The organism is Marinobacterium sp. xm-g-59 (genome assembly GCF_013283315.1).
Lineage (GTDB): Bacteria > Pseudomonadota > Gammaproteobacteria > Pseudomonadales > Balneatricaceae > Marinobacterium_E.
In genome coordinates, this window is sequence record NZ_WBYR01000007.1 from 81,005 (window position 1) to 99,651 (window position 18,647).

Below are 18,647 nucleotides of genomic sequence, written 5' to 3' on the forward strand. Positions count from 1 at the left end.
TAGTTACTTAAGGTTTGCAGGAACTTCAATACCCTGCTCTTCGTAGTACTTGATAGCACCAGGGTGAAGTGGAGCAGTTACACCTGTAAATGGGCTGTACTTAACTAGGTGGTTAAGTAGACGGTTGTCTTTACCCATCTGCTCACGTGACTCCATGTAAACCTTAGTCATTGTGTAGGCAAGATCATCAGACATCTTCTCGTTCACACCGATAAACATCAGTGTTAGGAATGCGCCTGAATCAGTCTCATTAGCTTGATCTGGGTAGGTACCCGCAGGAACGACAGAAGCTTCCATACCCAATCCAGCTTTAGGCTGTGTACCTTCAGGAATTCCTAGGATCCGAATTGGACGCTTAAGGCTTAGCTCAGCAACAACCTGCGAGCCTACTGGGAAAGAACCTACGTAAACGTCAAACTGGCCATCCTGGAAAGCCTGAGCTGCAGCACCCCAAGGTGCTTTGATGCCCTCGTATGCATCTTTAGCTAGGCCACCCGCTGCTGCAAGAGAGGTGATCTGAGCGTTAGCAGCACCCGCTGGTGGACCGATGTATACGCGTTTGCCGGCTGCATCCTTCCACTCGTTGATGCCGTTATCAGCCCAAGTGATCGCGTGGTAAGTACTGCCAGGGAAGCCGTAGAGTGCACGCACAGTTTTAGCCATTTCAGCGCCTTTCTCAGCGCCCATCTTCTTGTAAGGGCCTTTACCTACTGTTAAGGCTTTAAAAGCGCCTGGTGGAATAACGGCTGAATCTAGTTTGCCCGTAGCTACTTTTAGTAGTGACTTAGTCAGTGTCTGACCCATCGCTAGCTGAACATTGACATCCTTATCAGCAAGGTAAGAGGCCATAGTCTGAGGCATTAGACCGACAACAGACTGAGCAGTTGCTGCTTCCATACTGATATCTGCTGCTTGTGCAGTAACTCACGCGAGGCCTAATGTAGTCGCAAGGACAGTTTTACGAAGTGCGTTCTTGAACATCATTTAACTCCAAGGGTTATTATTTTTAGAACTTAGCCAGTCTAGTAGATTGCTTATAAATGTGTAAAATGCATTTTTAAATAGCCAAATTAAAAAAAACGTATGGATCCAAAACACCTCTATTATCTATCGGTGGTCCTTGAGAAGGGCTCTTTGACAGAAGCCGCTAAACATTTAGCACTGACTCAGCCAACCCTGACTCGCACCATGGCGACACTGGAGATGCAGGCTGGAACACAGCTGTTCAGCCGAAGTCGATACGGCGTTAAAGGAACTCCCGTTGGTGTCGCCTTGGCTCGTGAGGGTCGAACGATCAATCGAAGCATGGAGGCGGCACGATTTCATGCATCGCGTTACAGAATTGGTTTGGACAAAGAGATTCGCATTGGCATTGGTCCACTACTGTCGGCAACCATCATGCCAGACGCCATGAACTCACTGTTAGAGCGGCACCCTAAGGCCTCATTGACGATTGAAGTCTCTCGCCCAACGGCTGTCATTGATCATCTAATCGATAATCAACTGGATATTGCGATTGCACCCTCTGCGTCTGACAAAATGATACCTGGCTGTGACCGACAGCTCCTCTTTAATGATGAAATCGCCATCTACTGCAGTAAAAACCACCCTTTAGCCGACAAATCGGATTTAACGATTGAGGATTTAGCGGCAGCGAATTGGTTAAGTCTTGGCCACGGGTCACCTTTTGAACGTGAGGTGATGGAACTGCTTAAAGAGTCTGGTCTAGCAAAAATACGTACTCAGATTGTCTTTCGTAATGAGGGGTATCTTCTGTTAGAGACTCTTCGTCAAGGGAAGCATCTGGCGGTATTGCCCAACGTGCCGATGCAGGTATTTAAAGATTCTGAAGAGTTTAAGCGGATAGAGTTCAAACGAGAGCTATCTCAACCGAGAAATATCTATCTTTGGGCGCGTGAAGAGATGCTGGAGAATAGCATCTATGAAAGTATTAAAGAGGTGATGCTGGCACAAGCAAAGACACTCATCGCCAGCACTCAGTAGGATTAATTAGCCTACCTTTTCACCTTTGGCTTGTAGGTCAGCATGGTAAGATGAGCGGACCAATGGTCCACTGGCAACATGACTAAAGCCCATCTCTTTTGCCAACGCCTCAAACTCTGCAAACTCATCAGGTGTGACAAATCGATCAACCGGAAGGTGATCACGGCTTGGCTGTAGGTACTGCCCAATCGTAATCATGTTGACGTCATGTGCACGAAGATCCTTCATCACCTCAACAATCTCTTCGTTCGTTTCGCCGACGCCGACCATCAAACCAGACTTGGTACGCACTTCTGGACGCAGTACTTTGTAGCGTTTTAGAAGCTCCAATGACCAAGCATAATCAGCCCCTGGGCGAACCTGTTTGTAGAGACGAGGCACTGTTTCTAGGTTGTGGTTAAAGACATCGGGCGGAGTATCTTTAAGGATCTCCAATGCGATATCCATGCGGCCACGAAAGTCAGGCACCAGGGTCTCTATTTGAATAGAGGGCAGACGTTCACGGGTTTCACGAATACAGTCAGCAAAGTGCTGTGCGCCACCGTCACGTAGGTCGTCTCGGTCTACAGAGGTAATGACCACGTAACGAAGACGCATATCCGCAATCGCTGTGGCTAACTCAATAGGCTCGTCTGGCGATAAGGCATTAGGACGGCCATGTGCAACGTCACAGAACGGACAACGGCGAGTACAGATATCGCCCATGATCATGAAGGTCGCTGTACCATGAGTAAAACACTCACCTAGGTTTGGGCAGCTCGCCTCTTCACAGACCGACGCAAGTTTATGCTTACGCAGGGTATCTTTGATGCGCTTAACTTCAGCATTAGAGCCCATGCGGACACGAAGCCAATCAGGCTTACGTGGCATATCCTCTTTTTCAGTCGGTATTACCTTAACCGGAATACGTGCTAACTTTTCAGCGCCACGCAGCTTAACTCCCTGCTCCGCTACACCCTTAGGTTTGATTGTCTCTTCACTCATTCGCTATCCCATCCATGAATAGTGTGCCACTCTGCGTAGCCAATTGCGTTTGCCAGATATTGTACTAGTTCAGACCCAACCTTTTCTACTTTAGTCGCAGAAGGATCAAACCTTGATAACTGTGTCATCTGAAGCCCTGCATAGCCACAGGGATTAATTCGTAAGAAAGGCTCAAGATCCATATCGATATTGAGCGCTAAACCGTGAAAGCTACGACTCTTGCGTACGCGCAGTCCCAGTGAACAGATCTTGTCTCCATCGACATAAACACCCGGCGCATCTGGTTTTGCGGCGGCTATGACTCGATAATCCGCTAACAGAGAGACAACCGAATCCTCCATCAGTGTGACCAGATCTCTAACACCCAACTTATTACGTTTTAAATCAAGCAGTAGATAGATCACCAGTTGACCCGGCCCGTGGTAGGTAACCTGACCCCCTCGATCGACTTGGACGACAGGTATATCACCGGTGCCCAACAAATGCTCCGCTTTACCTGCCTGCCCCTGGGTAAAAACAGGCTCATGCTCTAACACCCAGAGCTCATCCGCTGTGTCTGCTGTCCGCTCATTAGTAAAAGCCTGCATCCTATCAAAGGCTTCTAGATAAGGCTGACGCCCTAAATAGCGAACGTTTAGAGGTAGATCAGATACCACTAAAGCACCATTTTGACACGACCTGACGCCTTCAGATCGGTATGAATCTGCGCCAACTGCTCTTCACTGGTTGCAGTGATCAATACACGAACTGAGGTAAAGCGTCCTTTACTACTAGCATTGATCTCAACTTTAGACTCATCCAAATCCGGGTCGTAAAGTTTCATGGTATTAACCACGAAATCTCTATAGTCCGGTGCACTGTCACCGACCACCATGATTTTGTAGTCAGGACAAGGAAACTCAATTTTAGGAGGTGTAGGTTCGCTCATAGGTACCTCTAAAGTGAACGAAAGGTGGCTCAATCAGTGACTAACCGAACAACCCTTGGAAAAATAGAACAATGCTGTGCCAGATCGCTTTCACGAAGCCTGCCTCTTCAACAGACTGAAGCGCAAGCAAGGGCTCACGAGCAACCTCTTCACCCTCTAGTGTGACTAAAAGATGACCTACCACTTCACCCGCTGCCAAAGGTGCTTCAATAACCTCTGGAAGGTCTAAGGTCGCGGCTAACTGATTCTCACTGCCGCGAGGAATAGTTAACGACAGATCACCACCCAAGCCGAGAGAAACTGAATCGGTTACACCCTTCCAGACTTTTGGCTTGTTGAGCTCTTGTCCCGCTTTGTAGAGAGGGTAATTTCTGAAGAAACGAAAACCGTAAGCCAACAGCTTTTGACTCTCTTGGGCACGAGCTTGATCAGACGTCGTTCCTAGAACCACAGAGATCAGACGCATATCATCACGCACGGCTGACGATACCAGGCAGTATCCCGCCTCTTCCGTATGACCCGTCTTGATACCATCGACCGTTGGATCGCGCCACAACAGACGGTTACGGTTAGGCTGTTTGATATCGTTGTAGGTAAAGTACTTCTCTTTGTAGATAGCGTACTGTTCAGGGAAGTCCTGAATCAACGCACGACCAATCAACGCTAGATCTCGAGGTGAAGAGTAGTGACCGTCAGCAGGTAAACCGGTCGCATTTTTAAAGTGGGTATTGGTTAGACGCAAACGCTCAGCATGCTGGTTCATCAAATCAGCAAAGGCCTCTTCACTCCCGGCCACATACTCAGCCAAAGCAACCGACGCATCATTCCCTGACTGGATAATGACTCCACGAAGCAGATCCTCTAAACGAACTTGAGTCCCTTCACGAACAAACATCCGTGACCCTTCCGTTTTCCAAGCTTTGATACTAATTGGCACTAGGTCGTTAAAGCTGATGTTACCCTCAGACACTTCGTGCTCAACAATGTAGCTGGTCATCATTTTAGTCAAACTCGCTGGTGCAAACTGACCATCTTCACCTGACTCAGCAATAATGTCACCCGTCGAGGCATCCATTAAGACATAAGCTGTTGCCGCTAATTGAGGTGGTGGAGGCAGAACGGCTGCCTGAATTTGAACCGTCGCAACCGCGACAAACAGTAGAACTAGGGAACGAATCTTTGAGTGCATCTTTACAACTTTTAAATAGGTTAAAACAGTTTAGGGGGATTTTATCAGCAATGGCGATGAATAGCCCATCGACTCCAAACTTTGCACCATTGAGTCAATCGATAGTGTGTCAGTCAGCGGTCCAACGAGCACTCGATGAAACTCTGCATCACCCTGGCGAACTCTCTTGATGACAGCTTGGACGCCATCCATCGCTGAGAGTCGACGTTGAACCGATAGTGCCGAACTCTCTTTACCAAAGGATCCTACTTGCAGGAATGCACCGGTCTCGTCAGGTTTTGGCTGTTGAAGAGACGCAACAGGTTGAGGCGTTTTCTCTACTGTTTCAGTGGTATCAGCAAGATTTCGAGCATCAATGGCCTCGACCCTAACTCGACCGGTACCCTGCTTCAAAATTTCCAAACGCGCCGCAGCTGAGTAACTTAGATCGATCAAACGATTTTCATGGAAGGGGCCGCGATCGTTAACGCGCACAACAACCGACTTACCGTTATCCAGATTAGTCACTTTTGCGAAGCTGGGAATGGGCAGGCTCTTATGTGCAGCAGACATCTTGTAGATGTCGTAGATCTCACCGTTAGAGGTTTTGTGACCATGAAACTTCAGGCCGTACCAAGAGGCGATACCCTCTGCTCTGTAACCAATGTGCGAAGGGAGCACATTATAGCTTTTACCCCAGACCTCGTAGGTCGAACGATTGCCCCCACGACTATAAGGTATATCGACAGGAATAGCATCGGCCACATTGGAAACATCCGGTGGATTATCAGGAGCAAAGTCTTTGCGAACTTTATATCGACCGCCTGCCGTTTCACGATCGTAGGTAGGCGTGGAACTACAACCCACCAGAGCCAGGGCGAATAGAGCTACGATTGCTTTCAGCGTGAACCTTGTCACCAGTTAACCCTTGTTGATCTCAAGACGAATGGCTTCGCTAAGTTCACGAACCGCATTGGCATAGAGACGACTGTGATTGTAGCGAGTGATGACATAGAAGTTATGCAGCCCGAGAAGATATTGATCGCCTTGATCGCTGCTCATACGCATCAGTGTTGCTAGTTGATCGTCTGCAACCTCGCTCTTGGCAATCACTCCACGTCGACGCCACTCACCCAGTGTAAGCTCTGGTTTAAGGCCCTGGTTAAACCACTCTGAATCAACACTGCCGTTCAAAAGGACGTCACTGACAATAGGCTCACCCGCACGCCAGCCATGACGAGCAAAGTAGTTCGCCACACTACCAATCGCATCAACAGGGTTACCCCAAATATCGCGCTGTTGATCGCCGTCAAAATCGACGGCATAAGCTAAGAAGCTTGAAGGAATGAATTGACCATAACCCATGGCGCCAGCGTAAGAGCCTTTCAAAACACCGGGTTCAACACCCTCTTGGCGTGCTAAGCGAAAGTAGTCACCCAACTGCCCTAGGAAGAAGTCGGCACGTTTAGGGTAGTCAAAACCCAAGGTCGACAGCGCATCCAAAACTCGATAATTGCCAGTGATACGCCCAAAGCGTGTCTCCACACCCATGATCGCTAAAACTATCTCAGGCGGAACGCCATAAACTTCTTCAGCCCTTAACAGGGTCTCTTTGTGCTCTTTCCAGAACTGAATGGCTTGGTTGATACGACGCTGCTCAATAAAAATCGCTCGGTACTCGCCCCAATTTAGGCGGCGCTCTGCTGGACGGCTGATCGCATCAATAATGCTCTGCTGATACTTTGCTCGACCTAACACATCACGAATGTAACTCTCTTCGAAACCGTCAGCCTTCAGATCATCAATCAATATCTGAGCTCGTGGATGGGCCTCATAACCAGCAAAAGAGGCTGTTGATACCGCTAAACAACCCGCTAACACCATCGTTTTAAAACGTTTAAGCATGCTTATCTCCAAGCAGTCATCTTATTATTCTAGCGTCGCAACATCGATTTATGGGTATGAATCGACATCAGAATTCCGAAACCTATCATCAACGTCACGATAGAGGTACCACCATAGCTCACCATTGGTAGAGGGACCCCTACGACCGGCAGAATACCACTGACCATGCCGATGTTGACAAAGACATAGACAAAGAATGTCAGCGTGATACTTGCAGCTAGCATACGGGAAAAACTGTCAGGTGCCTTAACAGCGATCATTAAGCCACGACCTACAATTAAAAGGTATAGAGCGAGTAGCACCAATACCCCTTTCATTCCCAGCTCTTCGCCGATTACTGCAATGATAAAGTCTGTATGAGATTCAGGAAGAAAGTCCAGTTGAGACTGAGTACCACTCAAGAAGCCTTTACCTGAGAGGCCACCCGAACCGATCGCCGTTTTAGACTGTATGATGTTCCAGCCCGAGCCAAGAGGGTCGCTCTCTGGATCTAAAAATGTCAGCACCCTCTGTTTCTGATAATCCTTCATGATCATCCAGAGCCCAGGCAGTGAAGCCGCTACAATCCCAGCACTCAGAAAGATCCAGCGCCAGTAGATTCCCGAAAAGAGCAAAATAAATACACCAGAGGCACCGATCAGCAGCGAGGTACCAAGGTCCGGTTGCTTCATAATCAGTGCAAATGGGATCGCAATTAAGATCAAACTCACTATGATCGCTTTGAAGTTGGGTGGCAGTGTGTAGCGAGCGATGTAACCCGCCACCACAATAGGTAGTACCAGTTTCATTAACTCTGAAGGCTGAAAACGAAAACCGGGCAGCGCCAACCAACGTTGAGCCCCTTTAGCACCGACCCCAAACAAGATAACGCCAACCAACAAGGCCACTCCTAGTAGGTAGAGCCAGGGCCCTACCCTCATAATCACCCTTGGAGGGACTTGCGCGAGAAAAATCAACGCGGCAAATCCTGCAGCCATGCGGATGGCCTGACGCTCAACATAGGCCCAGTCTTGCCCTGATGCACTGTAAAGAATGACCAGCCCTGCTATACAGAGCGCCAGCAATAGTAGAAGCAAGGGTAAATCTAGGTGAGTGTAACTCCACAACGAGCGCTGCTTGCGAAGTCCTGACTGATCTGGCGAGACGGAGCGGTGGAAATCTTTAGACATTAATCATCTCCCAACTCACTGGTGTAATCGCCCAGTAACCAAGCATCAATCACTTCACGCGCGACCGGTGCTGCAGCTCTAGAACCACCCTCGCCGTTCTCGACGACTACCGCCACTGCAATTTTAGGATCATCAGCCGGTGCAAAGGCAACAAAGAGTGCGTGGTCTCGCTGACGTTCTAGCAGAGCCTCTGAGTCATATTCAGCATCTTGAGCAATGCCGACCACTTGGGCCGTACCTGTTTTTCCTGCCATGGTATAAGGCGCTCCCGCACCGGCTTTTCGAGCCGTACCGTAGGGAGCATTCACCACATTCACCATACCCTCAATTACCTTTTCAAAGTACTCGGGGTGATTGAGTTCAACATCGGGTAGTGTCGGCTTCTGTTGTAGCTGTTGGATAATCTCTGTCTGTTCCGCCGTTAGCTCATTTTCAGCGATGAAGCTCTTGATCATCTGTGGACGCACCCACTTACCTCGATTGGCTAACACTGCAGTGGCGGTCGCGAGCTGCAGTGGCGTAGCTATCATATAACCCTGCCCAATACTTAGATTGAGTGAATCACCGGGGTACCAAGGCTGTTTCTCGCGACGCTTCTTCCACTCATTGGATGGGAGAATAGCTCGGCCCGCTTCAGGCAGATCCAGACTGGTGACCTGTCCAAAACCGAAACGCCCTAAATAGTCACTGTAAACATCAATCGATGTTTTAGAAGCCGTATCATAAAACCAGACATCACAAGACTCAGCCAATGCGTGATTCAGATCGACTCGACCGTGACCAGATTTCTTCCAGTCTCGCCATTTCCGGCCGTTTTCGGAGAGTTGATAGAAACCGGGATCCCAAACTTTGTGATCAATCGGTACCGATTTAGAATCAACTGAGGCAAGCGCTGTGAAGGGCTTTAGCGTTGATCCCGGTGGGTAGGCTCCACGGATGGCCCGATTATAAAGAGGCTGGTCTTTATCATCGCGAAGCGCATTGTAGTTGTCGAACGATATACCTGTTACAAACTCATTGGGGTCGTAAGAGGGGTTGCTCACCAATGACAAGATTTCACCGGTTTGGGGTTCAATCGCTACAACCGCAGCTCGCTTACCCTCCAACAGTTTCGCTGTAAACTGCTGCAGCTTTAAATCGAGACTTAACTGGATATCCAAACCTGGGGTTGGGTCCTCTTGCTCCAAAACACGCATGACTCGGCCGCGCACATTGGTTTCAACACGCTGCAAACCGACCTGTCCATGCAGTAGCGGCTCGTAATATTTCTCAACCCCAAGTTTGCCAATATAGTGTGTTGCAGCATAGTTATTAGGGTCTAAGGTTTTGAGTTCACGCTCATTAACACGCCCAACATAACCAATGGCATGCACCAGTGAATCAGGGTGAGGATAGTAACGAACAAGATCAGCTTCAATCTGTAGCCCCGGTAGACGATAGAAGTTCACTGAGAGCTTAGCGATCTCCTCTTCGGTTAAGCGAGATTTGAGAGGAACGGTGGAGTGTGGACGACGACGGTGCTTAAGGCGCTTTTTAAAGCCTTCTACCTCTGCCGCAGAGAGCTCTACTAGAGAGGCGACATCCTCTAATAGCGAATCCACATCATCGACCTCCTCTTTAAGGAGCGTCAAACTGAAGCTAGGGCGGTTTTCTGCCAACAGTTCGCCATTACGATCGTAGATAAGACCTCGTCTGGGGGCGACTGGCTGAAGTTTAATGCGATTGTTTTCTGATAACAGAGAGAATCGATCGTGCTCAACGACCTGCAAGAAGTAGATTCGACTGACCAGAATGGCCATCAGCACTAAAACGAAAAGAAACGCGACGACTGCTCGGTTAACAAAGAACCGATTCTCTTTCTGGTAGTCGTTAAATCGTCTCTGATCCATCTAACTCACTTATGGTAGGGATGACCTTGAAGTAAGGTCCAAGCTCGATATATCTGCTCAGCAAGAATAATGCGAACCAGCGGGTGCGGTAAAGTCAGCGCTGATAGCGACCACTTTTGATCGGCAGCGGCGATGCATCTTGGATCAAGACCATCGGGACCACCCACCAAAAGCGTTATATTATTTCCTTCCATCCGCCAGTTTTCAGCCTGTTCAGCAAGCTTCTCGGTCGACCAGTTCTTGCCATCAACACAGAGAGCGATCACTCGATCCCCTTTTGGGATGGCCGCCAACATGGCGTCACCTTCAGAGCGCATAGCCCGTTGGATATCAGCCCCTTTGCCACGATGGCCAGGCTGTAATTCAACCAGTTCTAGCTGAAAATCAGAGGGAAGACGCTTGCAGTACTCTTGGTAGCCGTCCGTGACCCATTTTGGCATCTTAGTGCCGACTGCAAGCAATCGTATGCGCATAAGGCTTAGGCGTCGCCTACTGACCAGAGGCGTTCAATGTCATAGAAATCACGAGCATCTGGCATCATCACGTGCACAATGATGCTACCAAGATCGACCAATACCCAGTCACCAACCGTTTGACCTTCAATACCCATAGGCAAAAGACCCTGCTCTTTCACCTTGTCGATCACCTCTTGAGCAGCGGCTGCTACTTGACGCTTAGATGTACCACTTGCAACCATCATGTAGTCAGTGACGGTAGAGCGGCCACGAACATCGATTAGGTTGATATCTTTTGCTTTCATTCCCTCAAGCGCATCTTGCACTAGGGCGATCAATTGATCATCTTGCATGTAAATTAAATTACCTTTCATTGGCGTCATAGAGACGCTCATTTCTAATAAAATTCCAAACGCCGTCTGGAATTAAAAATCTAGGGTTTGAGCCCCGCTTAATAATCTTTCTAACCTGGGTCGCAGAGACATTCATCGGAGTCAACTGATGCATCACCAGATGACCTGAAGGACGAAGGCTTAACGCTTCTAAATCCTCAACCTTATGCTGATCAACAAAGCACTGAAGCTCTGAATCAAACTCAGGTTCATAACCGGGTCGAGCAACGATCAACAAGTGACCGAAATCCGTTAACTGCTGCCAATGGGACCAACTCTTAATGCCCAGCAGAGAGTCCATCCCCATCACTAATATAATCGGCAAATCCTCACCCACTTCGGCACGTTTTTTCATCAACGTGTTGATGGTGTAGCAAGGCTCATCACTGATCAATTCACAATCATCAGCAACCAGTGCAGGCTCCGATTCTACCGCTAACCGAACCATCTCAAACCGCTGCACGGCAGAGCCGCCGGTTGATGCTTTATGGACTGGCTCACCGGTTGGGACCAGATTAATGTGAGGCACGTTGAGCACCTCCTGAAGTTCTAGCGCAGTTCTGAGATGTCCATAGTGAATAGGATCAAAGGTACCACCAAAAAGAACCAGAGGAGGTTTCTGCATTACTTACGAACCTGCCCTTCTCCGTAAACAATGTATTTCTGAGACGTCAGCCCCTCTAGACCGACCGGCCCACGAGCGTGAATCTTATCCGTAGATATACCGATTTCAGCACCTAGGCCGTATTCAAAGCCATCGGCAAATCGAGTAGAGGCGTTGATCATGACAGAGCTGGAGTCGACCTCACGCAAAAATTGACGCGACAGCGTGTAGTTTTCAGTAATGATCGCGTCGGTATGGTGAGAGCCGTAGTGATTGATGTGCTCAATTGCACGATCTATACCCTCAACAATTTTGATTGAAAGTATCGGCGCCAAGTACTCAGTCGCCCAATCCTCTTCAGTCGCTGCATTGGCTTGAATAATGGCACATGTCTTGTCACATCCACGAAGTTCTACACCCGCCTCAGCGTAGGCCTCAGCTAGCTCTTTAAGAACCTCATTAGCAACCGATTCATGCACCAGCAGTGTCTCCATGGTGTTACAAGTACCGTAGCGATGAGTCTTGGCATTGATGGCAATATTGATAGCCTTAGCTAGGTCAGCCTCTGCATCAATATAGACATGACAAATACCGTCGAGGTGTTTAATAACAGGCACGCGCGCATCGTTCGAGATACGCTCGATCAACCCCTTACCGCCACGAGGCACGATAACATCCACAAACTCTGGCATAGTAATCAACTGACCAACGGCTTCACGATCCGTGGTTTCCACCACCTGGACAGCCGTTTCAGGCAAACCAGCCTGTTTTAGGCCCGCCATAATCGATTTAGCAATCGCCTGATTAGAGTGAATTGCCTCAGAACCACCGCGAAGAATCGTAGCGTTACCCGACTTTAGACAGAGACTGGCGGCTTCCATTGTGACATTCGGGCGTGACTCATAGATGATGCCTATTACGCCTAGAGGAACACGCATCTTACCTAGCTGAATTCCGGATGGCAGAAAACGCATGTCGGATACATCACCGACAGGGTCTGGTAGAGCGGCAACCTGACGAAGACCCTCGATCATGCCATCGATACGCTCTGGAGTTAGCGCTAGACGATCCAGCATCGCATCATCAAGCCCACGAGCCTTTCCAGCCTCAAGGTCTTTCTGGTTAGCTTGAGTGATCGCATCACGATCGGCATCAATAAGTTCAGCCATTGCAAGCAATGCACTGTTTTTCTGTTCTGTATTAGCACGTGCTACGACACGTGAAGCTTCGCGCGCATTCGCACCAAGCGTCTGCATGTAATCCGCTACATTCATCAGGTCTTTACCGATCAATTTATTGAGAAGTCTAGTATAGCGTGAGAGCGATAAAGAACCCACCAATAACAAGAAATTACGCCAGCAAAAATTGCTTTTAATGCCTATGAAATAGTTACAAATTTTAGGAACCAACTGGTCGATCGGTCGAAGACAGACTGGTATTATGAAACTCTTATTTTGTGTACTGGAAACAAAGGCATGCTTGAACAAGACGGCGAACAATACAAAGGTTACCTACGTTGGTACCAGCGCCCTGCCTTTGCTGCAGCCATCGCTCTGATTTTGCTCTTCTCTTCGACCTTGGTTGGCTCCTATCTGTTGGCCAAAAATGCCGCAGAAAACGAAGCACTAAAACAGGCCAAAATTTGGAGTAACAGCGCCTCCATGCTGGTTGCCCCTCTGATTCTCTCTAAGGATTTGGTCAGCCTTAACTTTGTCACCAACCAGATTGCAGACGACCCCTTCGTAGCAGGCATTCAAATCACCGATAGCCAGACTATGCGATTAGCTGCAGCTGGAAAGCAGGAGGGTGTCCACACAGCCAAATCCATCGCCCCAAATAACGAAACCATTGCTCAGTTAGAGGTGTGGATTGACCCGACTCCCGTTCAGCAACAACTCAATTACCAAACGGGACTGATCAGCAGCGGCGCCATTATCGCATTTCTGTTATCACTGTTTATCTATCGTCGTCAGAGCAAACTTCTTGAAGAGGAAGTGGCTTATATTGAACAGATTGAGCAACATTTTGATGATCAAATCACAGACTCAACGGAAGCTCAGGAAACAATCGACGACAGCGATGAAGAAGTTTATGAAGACGATGTAGAGGCAGAAGCGCTAATCGAACAAGAACCAGAGCTAGACTATCAAGAACAGGACACTGAGTTCAACTCCCTAGATAACCACCTTGGATCCGAGGCGGAGACAGAGATTGAATCGACTATTGAGACTGAAGTGGACACTGAAGTAGATTACGATGACATAGGCAATTTCGGATCCGCGTACGATGACCCGATTGTTGAAAACAGCACTTCAGATGAGCCTAGCGAACCTAACTTTGAAGAAGTTCACGAGCCAAACACTGATGAGGCAGACATTCCGCCTTGGGAACCTAGCGAAAATGAGACAGTGGTAGAGACCAATGAACCTACCAACATTGAACCGCCAATCGTCAAAATGCAGATAGATGAGACCGATAAGGATGAGATCGATCTGGTTGAACTTCTAAAACCAGAGAGACGCGAACCGAGCGTACCGCCCTTCAAGCCTCTATCAAAAGAGCCCGAACAAGAGCGTGAAGAGCCCAGCTTTGAAACGTTGATGTTTGATACAACGCCAGAGCGCCAAGAGCCCGTGAAGAAACTGGCGCGCAAACTGCCTATCATCAATGAAGAACAGCTCGATCTATACACCATTGAACAGGAGCTTGATCTGTTAACACCAGCCAGTGAAGCGGCCTACGTTGTCCTGATCGACTTTACCAGCCCCCACTCGGCGCTGATCTCCAATGAAGAGCAGTTACAGATCAAACGCACTTACCGAACACTGGCGAACTCCGTTGCCAATATTTACGAAGGCGAGGTCTCCGCACTTGGCGAAGACATACTGATTCAGTTTGATAATGCCAGCGAGGATGACGAGCATGGCGTTAATGCGGCTTGTGCAGCCATGCTATTTGCCCAACTTGCCCGTTCGTACAATAGAAGTCGTTCAGATCAGCAGGAGCCGATACTGAACGTCCACACCGCAATTGTAAGAGGTCAACAGGGTCGTCAGGATAGAATGGCCGACGAAGCCCGCTTCTTAACTCGCTCAACCAAAACAGATCGATTGATTAGCCATACAGCACTCTCAGAGGCACCCGATCTAAAAAGCGGTGTTCTATCAACCGCTGAGATCAAACGCGAAGATGAGGACAAGGTGCTGATCCTATCGTTGAGTAAAAGCTATCAAGATCTGTTAGAAAAACAGGGGCGTTATCTTCTGGCAAAACTGGCACAGCAGGCCGCACAGTAATCTGCATAAACCGCACATTATTGATTCAACAAAAAAGGGAGCCAGTGGCTCCCTTTTGATATTTAGGTAGTCATTACTCTACCGATAGATGGCTCACTCGCTGATAGCCCCTTGGCAGTTTATTGCCTCGACGACCGCGCTCTCCACGGTAGTGTTCTAGATCGGCTTTGGTCATTTTTAGGTACTGCTTACCCGCATGAACCAGAAGTTCCTGATCTTCATTAAGAACAGCCACAGCAACCATCAACTCTTCACGAGCTTGAGCCCTTGCCGACGGGATGTTAATGATCTTATTACCTTTACCTCGTCCCAATACAGGCAGCTCAGAGACTGGGAACACCAGTAGACGCCCTTCAGAAGTTACGGCAGCGATCAAACCATTTTCGCTATCAGAAATGGAAGCAGGCGCTACGATATTGGCCCCTTTGGGTAGCGTCAGTACCGCTTTACCGTTTTTCGTCTTACTGGTCATATCACCTATCGACGTGACAAAGCCATAACCAGCATCTGAAGAGAGAAGAACCTTATCACTCTCTTTACCCGCGGTTAGTGCCTCTATCGAAGCACCCTTTTGCAGACTAATGCTACCGGTAACAGGCTCGCCTTGCCCCCGAGCTGAAGGCAGGTTATGAGTCTCTAATGTATAACTGCGCCCCATACTGTCTAGCAGGATCGTCGGCTGGTTCATGCGTCCAGCAATCGAGAGTTTATAACCATCACTCGCTTTGTAATTCAGAGTAGCCGGATCAATGTCATGCCCTTTAGCAGCACGGATCCACCCCTGTTTAGAGAGGACGACGGTAACAGGATCAGAGGTAAGCAGATCTTTATCACTGAACGCTTGAGACTCTTCACGCTCAACCAGAGGAGAGCGGCGATCATCGCCAAACTCTTCAGCAGCTTGTTCAATCTCCTCTTTAATGAGATTACGCATCAACTCATCAGAACCAAGAATAGATTCAAGTTTTTTACGCTCTTCATCTAACTCAGACTGCTCTGCACGGATCTGAAACTCTTCCAGTTTCGCCAAATGACGAAGTTTGAGATCGAGGATGGCGTTAGCTTGGACATCCGTTAGACCGAAGCGCTCCATCATAACCGTTTTAGGCTCATCCTCGTTGCGGATGATTGCGATCACTTCATCGATATTAAGATAAGCAATGATCAAACCATCGAGGATATGCAGTCGATCTAATACTTTCTGCAAACGGAATTCGAGACGGCGTCGAACAACCTGGGTACGCCAAGTAAGCCACTCCGTTAAGATCTGACGAAGATCTTTAACCTGTGGACGGCCGTCAATGCCGATCATGTTGAAGTTAACTCGGTAGCTTCGCTCTAGATCGGTGGTTGCAAACAGGTGAGCCATCAACTGCTCAATATCGATACGATTTGAGCGTGGCACAATCACGAACCGAGTCGGATTCTCATGGTCTGACTCATCACGCAAATCGCTAACCATTGGCAATTTTTTCTGCTGCATTTGAGCTGCAATCTGCTCAAGCACCTTAGCACCAGATACCTGATATGGAAGAGCCGTAATGACAACGTCACCATCCTCAATTTCATAAATAGCACGTGCTTTTACAGAACCACGACCGGTCTCATAGATCTTTTTAAGATCAGCCGTCGGTGTAATGATCTCAGCAGCGGTTGGGAAATCAGGGCCTTTTACTTTCTGACAAAGACGCGCAACACTGGCATCAGGATTGTCGAGCAGATAAGTACAAGCCCGAGCGACTTCGCGAAGGTTATGGGGAAGAATATCAGTCGCCATACCAACGGCGATACCCGTAGAACCATTCAAGAGTACGTTAGGTAGACGCGCTGGCAGAACCTCAGGCTCATCCATCGTGCCATCAAAGTTAGGTACCCATTCAACCGTTCCTTGACCTAACTCTTTTAACAACACCTCGGCATATTTAGAGAGTCGCGCTTCAGTGTATCGCATTGCTGCGAAAGATTTAGGGTCGTCAGCAGAACCCCAGTTGCCTTGACCATCTACAAGTGGATAGCGATAACTGAAAGGCTGTGCCATAAGCACCATAGCCTCATAACAGGCCGAATCACCGTGCGGATGAAACTTACCTAAAACGTCACCTACCGTACGTGCTGACTTTTTAAATTTGGCGCTCGCCTTTAGTCCAAGCTCAGACATTGCATAAACAATACGGCGTTGTACTGGCTTCATACCATCGCCTAGATGAGGCAATGCACGGTCAAGAATGACGTACATTGAGTAATCTAAGTAGGCTTTCTCTGTAAAGGTCTTTAAAGGAAGGGTTTCGACCCCTTCATCGATCAGATTTTCCACAAATAGTGTTCCCAGACGGGTTAGCATTTACAAAAACAGTTGTTTACGAGTATGCCACCATAGACACGCGCTTGCATCTGAAAAGCACCAAGATAGGATCAAATGCGTAGAGTGAAAACGAGTATCAACAAAAAGACACGGACAAGATGAACCTGTTAAAAGCTGTTTCTATTTCAATTCTATTTGGCATATCAGCCGTATCAGCAGCTGAGTGGCAAACTGATATAAAAAGTAATAATCCCATTGTTGGAAAAATATGGGATAACGCAAACCAGCGTTTCATAACTCAACAGCAATTACTGGATCAAATGAGTGAGATAGATTGGATATTGTTGGGTGAAAATCATGAAACGGATATTCATCACGAACTTCAAACAGAGATACTAGAGCTACTGTCCCAAAAGAAGATACTCGGTAATGTTGCCTTTGAAATGGCGAATACAGATCAACAGAGTGCACTAGACAGCGCATTAGGGGAGCCGTCGAATCCAGAACAACTCAACTGGCAAAAAGGCTGGCCTTGGGAGTGGTATGAATCACCCGTGAACTTAGCTTTAACGAAAGCAAACAGAGTACTCAGCACAGACCTAACTCGACAACAACAGATGCAAGCCTACATGGATGAATCAATAGATCATCCTAACGAACACTACAAAAACTTTATGCTCGACATACTCTATGAAAGCCACTGCGGCAAGCTACCCAAATCACAACTGGGCAACATGTTAAGAGTTCAAATAGCCCGTGATCGACAGATGGGCAGAGTACTTAAAGAGAACAGCACCGATAAAGTCGATCTATACATTGCAGGCAACATGCATGTCAGAAAAGATGCCGGCGTCCCCTTTCATAATGAGCTGAACAGCTTATCGATTATGATGCTATCCTTTGGGGAAAGCCAGGACCCCTTTGAAATAGTACCGGACAGTTATCAGGATGAAGCGATAGCTGATTATGTGATATTCACACCGAAAGTGGAGCAGAGGGATCACTGTTCGCAGATTGAAGGGTAGTAGTTAGCTGTTGGAGCGGTCTTGTAAAGGCCGTGAAGGTTGGGCGCGTAATTAGAGAGCAGGTGACAGGCTAAAGCCAGTCACTGGTGTGCTTAACTCGCTACGAAGCTGCGGTGACTGGCCTTCAGCCTGTCACTGGTGTGCTTAACTCACTACGAAGCTACGGTGACTGGCCTTCAGCCTGTCATCCGCTATTGACGTTGGCAGAGATTCTGAACCGTTGGAGCGGTCTTGCAAAGGCCGCGATGGATTTGGCAGAGATCCTTTACGAAGCTCTCAATGACCTACAATAGGTGCCGAGCGTTGCTCGTCATCGCTTCGCGACGCTTGCAGCGCCTCAACCCCGCCCCGTTGGGGCATGGGTTGTCACATGGGCATTCGCTCAGAAGTCTCCTTGCTACCAAAAAACAAAAAACCCCAGGACCTTTCGGTACTGGGGTTCTTTGTTTATTAGGTGCCTGGCAATGACCTACTCTCACATGGGGAAACCCCACACTACCATCGGCGATGACGCGTTTCACGACTG

General features: G+C 48.3%; 18 protein-coding genes. 4 read left to right on the forward strand and 14 right to left on the reverse strand.

All coding sequences use genetic code 11. The features are described from left to right. Positions 1-3 precede the first annotated feature (3 nt). Positions 4-897: a TAXI family TRAP transporter solute-binding subunit gene (locus tag XMG59_RS08940; protein ID WP_173489130.1), complete on the reverse strand. Its 894-nt coding sequence runs from the start codon at positions 895-897 to the stop codon at positions 4-6. Between the two features lie 186 nt (positions 898-1,083). On the opposite strand from XMG59_RS08940, the gene XMG59_RS08945 reads away from it, so the two are divergent. Continuing rightward, positions 1,084-2,004, forward strand: coding sequence for a LysR family transcriptional regulator (locus tag XMG59_RS08945; protein ID WP_173494305.1), 921 nt, complete (start codon positions 1,084-1,086; stop codon positions 2,002-2,004). A gap of 6 nt (positions 2,005-2,010) precedes the next feature. On the opposite strand, the gene lipA is transcribed toward XMG59_RS08945, so the two are convergent. The 12 genes from lipA to XMG59_RS09005 form a co-directional block, all read right to left on the reverse strand. After that, positions 2,011-2,988 (reverse strand): lipoyl synthase, encoded by a 978-nt coding sequence (gene lipA, locus XMG59_RS08950; RefSeq protein WP_173482025.1) that lies wholly within the window; start codon positions 2,986-2,988, stop codon positions 2,011-2,013. Next, positions 2,985-3,575: a lipoyl(octanoyl) transferase LipB gene (lipB, locus tag XMG59_RS08955; protein ID WP_254442908.1), complete on the reverse strand. Its 591-nt coding sequence runs from the start codon at positions 3,573-3,575 to the stop codon at positions 2,985-2,987. The genes lipA and lipB overlap by 4 nt, the downstream gene beginning before the upstream one ends. A 68-nt stretch (positions 3,576-3,643) precedes the next feature. Next, entirely contained in the window at positions 3,644-3,916 is a 273-nt protein-coding gene (locus XMG59_RS08960; RefSeq protein WP_173482027.1) for a YbeD family protein, read from the reverse strand. A 40-nt stretch (positions 3,917-3,956) separates the two neighbouring features. After that, the gene (locus XMG59_RS08965) at positions 3,957-5,105 is read right to left on the reverse strand and encodes a D-alanyl-D-alanine carboxypeptidase family protein (RefSeq protein ID WP_173498563.1); all 1,149 of its coding nucleotides are present in this window, start codon (positions 5,103-5,105) and stop codon (positions 3,957-3,959) included. Positions 5,106-5,135: 30 nt separating this feature from the next. Further along, positions 5,136-6,002, reverse strand: a complete 867-nt coding sequence (locus XMG59_RS08970) for a septal ring lytic transglycosylase RlpA family protein (RefSeq protein ID WP_371743740.1) — start codon at positions 6,000-6,002, stop codon at positions 5,136-5,138. Between the two features lie 3 nt (positions 6,003-6,005). After that, positions 6,006-6,989: a lytic murein transglycosylase B gene (mltB, locus tag XMG59_RS08975; protein WP_173498564.1), complete on the reverse strand. Its 984-nt coding sequence runs from the start codon at positions 6,987-6,989 to the stop codon at positions 6,006-6,008. Between the two features lie 29 nt (positions 6,990-7,018). Next, a complete protein-coding gene (gene rodA, locus XMG59_RS08980; protein WP_173482030.1) occupies positions 7,019-8,158 on the reverse strand; it encodes a rod shape-determining protein RodA in 1,140 nt (379 codons plus the stop codon). Continuing rightward, entirely contained in the window at positions 8,158-10,047 is a 1,890-nt protein-coding gene (gene mrdA / locus XMG59_RS08985) for a penicillin-binding protein 2 (protein WP_173482031.1), read from the reverse strand. The genes rodA and mrdA overlap by 1 nt, the downstream gene beginning before the upstream one ends. A gap of 5 nt (positions 10,048-10,052) precedes the next feature. Next, the gene (rlmH, locus tag XMG59_RS08990; RefSeq protein ID WP_173482032.1) at positions 10,053-10,520 is read right to left on the reverse strand and encodes a 23S rRNA (pseudouridine(1915)-N(3))-methyltransferase RlmH; all 468 of its coding nucleotides are present in this window, start codon (positions 10,518-10,520) and stop codon (positions 10,053-10,055) included. A gap of 5 nt (positions 10,521-10,525) precedes the next feature. After that, positions 10,526-10,855 (reverse strand): ribosome silencing factor, encoded by a 330-nt coding sequence (rsfS, locus tag XMG59_RS08995; RefSeq protein WP_173482044.1) that lies wholly within the window; start codon positions 10,853-10,855, stop codon positions 10,526-10,528. Positions 10,856-10,865: 10 nt separating this feature from the next. Beyond that, positions 10,866-11,519 (reverse strand): nicotinate-nucleotide adenylyltransferase, encoded by a 654-nt coding sequence (nadD, locus tag XMG59_RS09000; protein WP_173498565.1) that lies wholly within the window; start codon positions 11,517-11,519, stop codon positions 10,866-10,868. Then, the gene (locus XMG59_RS09005) at positions 11,519-12,772 is read right to left on the reverse strand and encodes a glutamate-5-semialdehyde dehydrogenase (protein WP_173495637.1); all 1,254 of its coding nucleotides are present in this window, start codon (positions 12,770-12,772) and stop codon (positions 11,519-11,521) included. Before XMG59_RS09005 ends, nadD begins: the two co-directional genes overlap by 1 nt. A 201-nt stretch (positions 12,773-12,973) precedes the next feature. Here XMG59_RS09005 and XMG59_RS09010 point away from each other — a divergent pair, with 201 nt between their 5' ends. After that, on the forward strand, positions 12,974-14,794 hold the full coding sequence (locus tag XMG59_RS09010) for a hypothetical protein (protein WP_173498566.1): 1,821 nt from the start codon (positions 12,974-12,976) through the stop codon (positions 14,792-14,794). A 73-nt stretch (positions 14,795-14,867) separates the two neighbouring features. Here XMG59_RS09010 and parC read toward each other — a convergent pair whose 3' ends face one another. Continuing rightward, positions 14,868-17,108, reverse strand: a complete 2,241-nt coding sequence (gene parC, locus XMG59_RS09015) for a DNA topoisomerase IV subunit A (protein WP_371731451.1) — start codon at positions 17,106-17,108, stop codon at positions 14,868-14,870. A 146-nt stretch (positions 17,109-17,254) separates the two neighbouring features. On the opposite strand from parC, the gene XMG59_RS09020 reads away from it, so the two are divergent. Both XMG59_RS09020 and XMG59_RS09025 read left to right on the forward strand, forming a co-directional pair. Further along, entirely contained in the window at positions 17,255-18,121 is an 867-nt protein-coding gene (locus tag XMG59_RS09020; RefSeq protein WP_173498567.1) for a ChaN family lipoprotein, read from the forward strand. A gap of 86 nt (positions 18,122-18,207) precedes the next feature. Then, the gene (locus XMG59_RS09025) at positions 18,208-18,414 is read left to right on the forward strand and encodes a hypothetical protein (RefSeq protein WP_173498568.1); all 207 of its coding nucleotides are present in this window, start codon (positions 18,208-18,210) and stop codon (positions 18,412-18,414) included. Positions 18,415-18,647 lie beyond the last annotated feature (233 nt).

Coding starts and splice junctions, on each gene's coding strand:
- XMG59_RS08940 (WP_173489130.1), bottom strand. CDS start 897: ATGGAAGCAGCAACTGCTCAGTCTGTTGTCGGTCTAATGCCTCAGACT.
- XMG59_RS08945 (WP_173494305.1), top strand. CDS start 1,084: ATGGATCCAAAACACCTCTATTATCTATCGGTGGTCCTTGAGAAGGGC.
- lipA (WP_173482025.1), bottom strand. CDS start 2,988: ATGAGTGAAGAGACAATCAAACCTAAGGGTGTAGCGGAGCAGGGAGTT.
- lipB (WP_254442908.1), bottom strand. CDS start 3,575: ATGCAGGCTTTTACTAATGAGCGGACAGCAGACACAGCGGATGAGCTC.
- XMG59_RS08960 (WP_173482027.1), bottom strand. CDS start 3,916: ATGAGCGAACCTACACCTCCTAAAATTGAGTTTCCTTGTCCTGACTAC.
- XMG59_RS08965 (WP_173498563.1), bottom strand. CDS start 5,105: ATGCACTCAAAGATTCGTTCCCTAGTTCTACTGTTTGTCGCGGTTGCG.
- mltB (WP_173498564.1), bottom strand. CDS start 6,989: ATGCTTAAACGTTTTAAAACGATGGTGTTAGCGGGTTGTTTAGCGGTA.
- rodA (WP_173482030.1), bottom strand. CDS start 8,158: ATGTCTAAAGATTTCCACCGCTCCGTCTCGCCAGATCAGTCAGGACTT.
- mrdA (WP_173482031.1), bottom strand. CDS start 10,047: ATGGATCAGAGACGATTTAACGACTACCAGAAAGAGAATCGGTTCTTT.
- rlmH (WP_173482032.1), bottom strand. CDS start 10,520: ATGCGCATACGATTGCTTGCAGTCGGCACTAAGATGCCAAAATGGGTC.
- rsfS (WP_173482044.1), bottom strand. CDS start 10,855: ATGCAAGATGATCAATTGATCGCCCTAGTGCAAGATGCGCTTGAGGGA.
- nadD (WP_173498565.1), bottom strand. CDS start 11,519: ATGCAGAAACCTCCTCTGGTTCTTTTTGGTGGTACCTTTGATCCTATT.
- XMG59_RS09005 (WP_173495637.1), bottom strand. CDS start 12,772: ATGAATGTAGCGGATTACATGCAGACGCTTGGTGCGAATGCGCGCGAA.
- XMG59_RS09010 (WP_173498566.1), top strand. CDS start 12,974: ATGCTTGAACAAGACGGCGAACAATACAAAGGTTACCTACGTTGGTAC.
- XMG59_RS09020 (WP_173498567.1), top strand. CDS start 17,255: ATGAACCTGTTAAAAGCTGTTTCTATTTCAATTCTATTTGGCATATCA.